This is a genomic window from Pseudomonas sp. FW215-R2 (assembly GCF_058789255.1).
In genome coordinates, this window is the sequence record NZ_JBYTBO010000046.1 from 1 (window position 1) to 6,683 (window position 6,683).

A 6,683-nucleotide genomic window follows, 5' to 3' on the forward strand; every position below is an offset into this window, starting at 1 on the left:
GGGCGGCGGCTCCGGTGTCGGCGGGGCCGGAGGTGTCGGGCTGGTGAGCTCGACGGTCATTTCCGGAATTTCCGGTGGCGTGGGCAGCGGCTCGGCCCTGGCCTGCTGGAAAAACCACCAGGCGCCGCCGTGTATCAACGCCGACACCGCCACCAGCAACAGCATCTGCTGTTTGTTCAGGCCGCCGGGCTGCGAAGTGTTGGCCTTATAGACGGGCCGACCCGCCACCGACGGAAGTGGTGCGTTCCGTAATGGCCCCGGCGGCGTTCTGTGCTTTACCGCATCGTTCATTAAAGCTCCCTCGGGTGGATGAAGGGCAATAAGGTGCCGTTCGAACAACAAAGCGTTGTTCGAGTGAGTGGTCGCAACTTTCATACAGGTGTGCAGAAGCCGATAGTTGAACTATCTATTGAACAGGGCTTGTGCAGCTTATTGCTTCAGTAACATCGACTTCGATTGTTCATTGATCCGGTCCGTGGCTGTTCTTTTATGAGTGAGTGTGCAATTGAGTGGCTTGTCTCATTCTTGCCCTCATGATTGATGCAATAGCAACCGCTGTGCCAAAGAGTGACCCATTGTGTAGTGTTTATTTCTCGACTGATACGTATGTCGCATTTATATAAGTTTCATCAAGCACGCCGGTTTTCATGGGCGCATAACCTCCCGAAGGCCCTGTTTGCAGGGCTTTTTTCAAGGCGAGACAGGCCGGGCACGGTATCACGCTGTTCAGCGAGATAGAGCGGCTGTTCTCGTGTCAGCCAGGGCGCGTGATGGTGCGTGGCGGACTGATTTGGTGCGGGTCAGTGTTTTAGCGGGTCACAGGTGATGTTCCTTGTTCTTGTTTAAGTAAAGTCGGTCGTTCCGCTTGAGCGGTGTATTGACTGAAAGTGCAGTTTTGGTGCGCTCCGAACATTAACGCCGAACAGTAAAAGTTGTAGCGGTGTGCTGTCTGGAAGTTATTGTCGAACAATATTTTCTGGCGTTCATTAATGCAGCGCGCACGCAATGACTTCTTGCATGCTATTTAAAAAATAAATAGTGCTGGCGTTCAGGTAATAAAAGGAATGCACGGACTGTTCGGAGGACGAACGCCGCGCAGGTACAGGGGTACGGAGAGAAGAGAATGGCGCAGCAGATGAAGATTCACGCGGTGAACTCCTTGTTGCCAGCTCGGATACGCGAACTTTTGGTTCGGTATCGCACCTTACAAGAACGCGGATAGCGTTCGCTGATTGCTCTTGGTGCGGGATGGGCACCGCCAGCGCTGTTTTGCGAGATCAGGGATTCGCAAGCTGCCGATGAATGCGCAATCCGTGCCAAATTCGATACAACAGCTATAAATAGGGCCAGGCAGGATGCCTTTCGCAGTGGAGGAGGGGATATGTATCAGCTCTACGGACATCGCAATTCAGGGGCTGCGGCCATCGAGGCGGCGCTCGAGCTGTGCCAGATCGCTTATCGCTTCATTGACATCGAAGCCAGCGCCGAAGCGGCGCAGGAACTGGCCAGGCTCAATCCGCTCAAGCAGATTCCGACTTTGCAACTACCCGATGGCAGTGCGCTCACTGAAAGCGCGGCGATCCTGATTCACCTGGGGTTGAGCTTCCCTGCGTCGGGCCTGTTGCCGGCCAACGCGGCGGATCGTGATCAGGCGATTCGCGGTCTGGTGTACATCGTCAACAATTGCTACGTGGCCATCGGTGTCATCGATTACCCCGAGCGTTGGCTGGTGATGCCGGATGAAGCATCGCGACAGAACCTGATGGCGGGCGCGCGGGAGCGATTGCACTGGGTGTGGGAAGTGTTCGCCGACCAGTTTTCCGCCGAGCTGTACCTGGACGATGAAACACCGGGAGCACTGGATGTATTGGCGGCAGTGGTGACGCGCTGGGCCGGCACCCGCGAACACCTGCGCCAGGCCCGGCCGGGGTTTTATGCATGGCTGCAACGCATCGACCGGCACCCGGTGCTGGCGCCGGTCTTCGCGCGACATTGGCCCGGTTAAGAAATCGAATCAGATGTTGATCGTTGATCGTTCCCACGCTCCGCGTGGGAATGCAGCCCGGGACGCTCCGCGTCCCAAAGCGTGACGCAGAGCGTCACAAGAGGCATTCCCACGCAGAGCGTGGGAACGATCAGGGTGAAGGCATCACTCCCCGCGAATGTACTGCTCCAGCTGTTTGATCAGCTCGGCCTGTTCGGCAATCGCTTCCTTGACCAGGTCGCCGATCGACAGCAGGCCCAGCAGCTTGCCGTTTTCCACCACCGGCAAGTGGCGCAGGCGTTTGTCGGACATGATGCTCAGGCAGGTGTCGACGGTCTGGTGGGTGTCCACCGTGATCACGTTTGCGACCATGATGTCGCGTACCGGCGTGCCTACCGAGGAGCGCCCGTGCAGCACCAGTTTGCGCGCGTAATCGCGTTCGCTGATGATGCCCACCACTTTATCGTCCTCCACCACGAGCAAGGCGCCGACGTTTTTCTCGGCCATCTTCATCAGCGCTTCGAGCACCATGTGATCGGGTTTGATCTGGTGCACTTCCTGATTTTTCTGATCTTTGAGCTTGAGCAGCTGGGCGACGGTTTTCATGGTGGTTACTCAGGTGTTGTCGTTGTTCTCCAAGCATCGTAGACGCAGGCGCGCAGAGCAAGGCCGCAAAACGGCAGATAACACGCAAAAAACGTCATTTGACGGGTTTTTTCATTGCGAGGCCTGTGCCACCGGTTGCTGCAATGCCGCGTAGAATGCCTTTCTGAATCAATTCTTGAGGTCGCAGTGGTGGATTTACAGCAGGGCTTCGTCCTGACCCGGCATTGGCGCGACACCCCGGCCGGCACCGAAGTCGAGTTCTGGCTGGCGACCGACGCCGGGCCGCGCCGTGTGCGCCTGCCGCATCAGCCATCGGTGGCGTTCATCCCGGCGGCGCAGCGTGAGCAGGCCGAGCTTGTGCTGGCGGGCGAAAAGAACGTCGAACTGCGCCCCTTGGCCCTGCAGGATTTCGAACATCGCCCGGTGCTCGGGCTGTATTGCCAGCAACACGGCCAGTTGATGCGCCTGGAAACCGCGCTCAACCGTCACAGTGTCGACGTCTTTGAAGCCGATGTGCGGCCGCCCGAGCGTTACCTGATGGAGCGTTTCATCACTGCGCCAGTGTGGTTCAGCGGCACGCCCGATGCCGACGGTGTGCTGCTCGACGCCCACCTCAAGCCTGCGCCCGACTATCGGCCGAAACTGCGGCTGGTCTCGCTGGACATCGAAACCACCGAGCAGGGCGAGCTGTATTCCATCGCGCTGGAAGGCTGCGGCGAACGGCAGGTGTACATGCTGGGCGCGCCGAATGGCGATGACAGCATTGTCGACTTCGACCTTGAGTACTGCGAATCGCGCACATTGATCCTGAAGAAACTCAACGACTGGTTCGCCTACCACGACCCTGACGCAATCATCGGCTGGAACCTCGTGCAGTTCGACCTGCGCATTCTCCACGAACACGCCCGACGCCTTGGCGTGCCGCTCAAGCTCGGGCGCGGCGGTGAAGAAATGCAGTGGCGCGAACACGGTAGCCGCACTCATTACTTCGCGGCAGCGGCGGGGCGGCTGATCATCGATGGCATCGAATCCCTGCGTTCGGCGACCTGGAGCTTCCCCTCGTTCAGCCTGGAAAACGTCGCCCAGACTTTGCTCGGCGAAGGCAAGTCGATCGACAATCCGTACCAGCGCATGGACGAAATCAACCGGATGTTCGCCGAGGACAAACCGGCGCTGGCCAAGTACAACCTCAAGGACTGCGAACTGGTCACGCGGATCTTCGCCAAGACCGAGCTGCTGAAATTTTTGCTGGAGCGCGCCAGCGTCACCGGTCTGCCGGCAGATCGTAGCGGCGGCTCGGTGGCGGCGTTCACCCATCTGTACATGCCGTTGATGCACCGCCAGGGTTTTGTGGCGCCGAACCTTGGCACCAATCCTCCGCAGGCGAGCCCCGGCGGATTTGTCATGGACTCGCAACCGGGGCTGTACGAATCGGTGCTGGTGCTCGACTACAAGAGTCTCTATCCGTCGATCATTCGCACATTCCTGATTGATCCGGTGGGGTTGATCGAAGGCTTGCAGCATCCTGACGACAGCGATTCGGTGCCGGGTTTTCGCGGCGCCCGTTTCTCCCGTACCCGTCATTGCCTGCCGTCCATCGTCGCTCGGGTCGCCGAGGGCCGCGAGACCGCCAAGCGTGAACACAACGCGCCGCTGTCCCAGGCGCTGAAGATCATCATGAACGCCTTTTACGGCGTGCTGGGTTCCAGCGGTTGCCGGTTTTTCGATACGCGGCTGGCGTCATCGATCACCCTGCGCGGCCACGAAATCATGCTGCGTACCCGGCAGTTGATCGAGGCTCAGGGGCATGCGGTGATTTATGGCGACACCGACTCGACGTTCGTCTGGCTGCGTCGCCCCCACGGTCAGGAAGAGGCGGCGCAAATCGGCCGGGCATTGGTTGCGCACGTCAACGACTGGTGGCGCGAACATGTGCGCGAGCAGTACGGGCTGGAAAGCGCCCTCGAATTGCAGTTCGAAACCCACTACAAGCGTTTCCTGATGCCGACTATTCGTGGTGCCGAGGAGGGTAGCAAAAAGCGCTATGCCGGTCTGGTGACCCGCGCCGACGGCACAGAAGAAATGGTCTACAAAGGCCTGGAAACCGTGCGCACCGACTGGTCGCTGCTGGCCCGGCAATTCCAGCAGGAGCTGTACGAGCGGATCTTCCAGCGCAAGCCGTATCAGGACTACGTGCGTGAATACGTGCGCAAGACCCTGGCCGGCGAGTTCGACGAGCGACTGGTCTATCGCAAGCGTCTTCGCCGAACCCTCGACGATTACGAACGCAACGTGCCGCCCCACGTGCGCGCCGCACGGCTGGCCGACGACTACAACGCGCAACACGGTCGCCCGCGCCAGTACCAGAACGGCGGCTGGATCAGCTACGTGATCACCCTGGCCGGCCCCGAGCCGCTGGAAGTGCGCCGCGCGGCCATCGACTACGACCACTACATCACCCGCCAGCTGCAACCGGTGGCGGATGCGATCCTGCCGTTTGTCGACGACGATTTCTCAACCCTGATCGGGGGGCAACTGGGCCTGTTTTGAGTCCAGCAGTTGCAGGGTCCATTCGTCCTGAATGCCGTGGAAGTAACGCTCCAGCGCTTGATGCCAGAGGCTGTTTTCGTCGGCGAACTGGGCGAACAGGGTCATCGATGAGTGGAATTTCAGGTCGTCCGGATGGCCGAAAATCTCGGCAATCGAACGCTGCTGCACGTTCAGCACCAGTTGCGCGCAGGTGCGCAGCCGGGCGCCGAGCAGCTCATGGGCCAGATAAGCCTTGGCTTCCCCGGCCGAGCCGATGGCAAAGCGCCGGGACATCTCGCTGCCCCCGAGCCCGGCGAACTGCGGAAACACAAACCACATCCAGTGGCTGCGCTTGCGGCCCTCGTCGAGTTCGCGTTGCACCCGTTCGAACACCGGGTCCTGGGCCAGGACAAATCGTTGCAGGTTGAACGGGTCGTACTGATCAGTGCTTCTCATGGCGAAGCCCTCTGCCCGTCGGCGGTGGCTCAGACCATGGCCAGCCGCTGCTTGCGTTGTGGCGCGTGAAACGCCTGGTCCAGCGCCGCCAGATCCCCGGCATCGAGCTGTAGCTGCGCCGCTTGTGCATTGAGCTGCACATGTTCCGGACGCACTGCCTTGGGAATTGCAATCACCCCATCCTGACGCAGAATCCACGCCAGCGAAACCTGTGCCGGGGTCACGCCGTGACGAACGGCAATCTGTTTCAGCACGGTTTCCGCGAGCATCGCGCCGCCCTGGCCGATCGGGCAGTACGCCATCAGTGGCATGCGCTGTTGTTGGCACCACGGCAAAAGATCGAATTCGATGCCGCGCTCTTCCAGGTTGTACAGCACCTGATTGGTCGCGCAGGCCGAATTCGACAGTTCTTCAAGATCGCCGACGTCGAAGTTCGACACGCCCCAGCGGCCGATCTTGCCGTCCTCGCGCAGACGCTCGAAGGCCTCGACGGTTTCTTCCAGCGGATACTGGCCGCGCCAATGCAGCAGATAGAGGTCGATGTAATCGGTGTCGAGCCGACGCAGACTGCGTTCGCAAGCCTGGGGAATGCCTTTGCGACTGGCGTTGTGCGGGTAGACCTTGCTCACCAGGAACACTTGATCGCGCAGGCCGGCGATGGCTTCACCGACCACGGTTTCGGCACCGCCCTCGGCGTACATTTCGGCGGTGTCGATCAGGGTCATGCCCAGTTCGATGCCACTGCGCAGGGCCGCGACTTCACGCGTGTGCGCCGAGCGGTCTTCGCCCATGCGCCAGGTGCCCTGGCCAATCACCGGAACCTGCACGCCAGCCAATTCGAGGGTACGCATTCAAACCTCCTATCTGAAAACGGTCGATACCTTTAAGTGGGCAGCAGGATAGCCCATGGGTTCCATATGAGGGTGTCGGCCCGTTGAGGCGTTTATGCCGAGGTTCTGTTGCTCCGATGTATTGAACGGGCGTTTCGCAACTGCGCAAGAAGTTGCGCAGTTGTCCGTAATAAAACCAGGTTAAAAACCGCTACAGGCCTTGCCGATCTTGGCCTCCAGCCAAGTGCGCAAGAAGTTGCGCAGTACTGCGCAACTTC

The 6,683-nt window shown here is 59.9% G+C and carries 5 protein-coding genes and 1 pseudogene; 2 read left to right on the plus strand and 4 right to left on the minus strand.

The features are described 5' to 3' along the window. Positions 1–291 (minus strand): annotated as a pseudogene (locus AC3WRD_RS29735) (energy transducer TonB); the annotation flags it as partial. Between the two features lie 1,090 nt (positions 292–1,381). On the opposite strand from AC3WRD_RS29735, the gene AC3WRD_RS29740 reads away from it, so the two are divergent. After that, positions 1,382–2,005 (plus strand): glutathione S-transferase N-terminal domain-containing protein, encoded by a 624-nt coding sequence (locus AC3WRD_RS29740; protein WP_102622790.1) that lies wholly within the window; start codon positions 1,382–1,384, stop codon positions 2,003–2,005. A 144-nt stretch (positions 2,006–2,149) separates the two neighbouring features. On the opposite strand, the gene AC3WRD_RS29745 is transcribed toward AC3WRD_RS29740, so the two are convergent. Then, entirely contained in the window at positions 2,150–2,590 is a 441-nt protein-coding gene (locus AC3WRD_RS29745) for a CBS domain-containing protein (RefSeq protein WP_096823056.1), read from the minus strand. 189 nt (positions 2,591–2,779) lie between these two features. On the opposite strand from AC3WRD_RS29745, the gene AC3WRD_RS29750 reads away from it, so the two are divergent. Continuing rightward, positions 2,780–5,140 carry a DNA polymerase II gene (locus AC3WRD_RS29750; protein WP_173861412.1) on the plus strand — a complete coding sequence of 787 codons (2,361 nt, stop codon included), beginning with the start codon at positions 2,780–2,782 and terminating at the stop codon, positions 5,138–5,140. Here the strand turns inward: AC3WRD_RS29750 and AC3WRD_RS29755 are convergent. Continuing rightward, complete coding sequence (locus AC3WRD_RS29755; RefSeq protein ID WP_096823054.1) at positions 5,105–5,575, minus strand: DUF1810 domain-containing protein; 471 nt, start codon at positions 5,573–5,575, stop codon at positions 5,105–5,107. The two genes, AC3WRD_RS29750 and AC3WRD_RS29755, sit on opposite strands and share 36 nt — an antisense overlap. Positions 5,576–5,604: 29 nt before the next feature. Continuing rightward, on the minus strand, positions 5,605–6,426 hold the full coding sequence (locus AC3WRD_RS29760) for an aldo/keto reductase (RefSeq protein WP_096823053.1): 822 nt from the start codon (positions 6,424–6,426) through the stop codon (positions 5,605–5,607). Between the last annotated feature and the right edge of the window lie 257 nt (positions 6,427–6,683).

Coding starts and splice junctions, on each gene's coding strand:
- AC3WRD_RS29740 (WP_102622790.1), top strand. CDS start 1,382: ATGTATCAGCTCTACGGACATCGCAATTCAGGGGCTGCGGCCATCGAG.
- AC3WRD_RS29745 (WP_096823056.1), bottom strand. CDS start 2,590: ATGAAAACCGTCGCCCAGCTGCTCAAGCTCAAAGATCAGAAAAATCAG.
- AC3WRD_RS29755 (WP_096823054.1), bottom strand. CDS start 5,575: ATGAGAAGCACTGATCAGTACGACCCGTTCAACCTGCAACGATTTGTC.
- AC3WRD_RS29760 (WP_096823053.1), bottom strand. CDS start 6,426: ATGCGTACCCTCGAATTGGCTGGCGTGCAGGTTCCGGTGATTGGCCAG.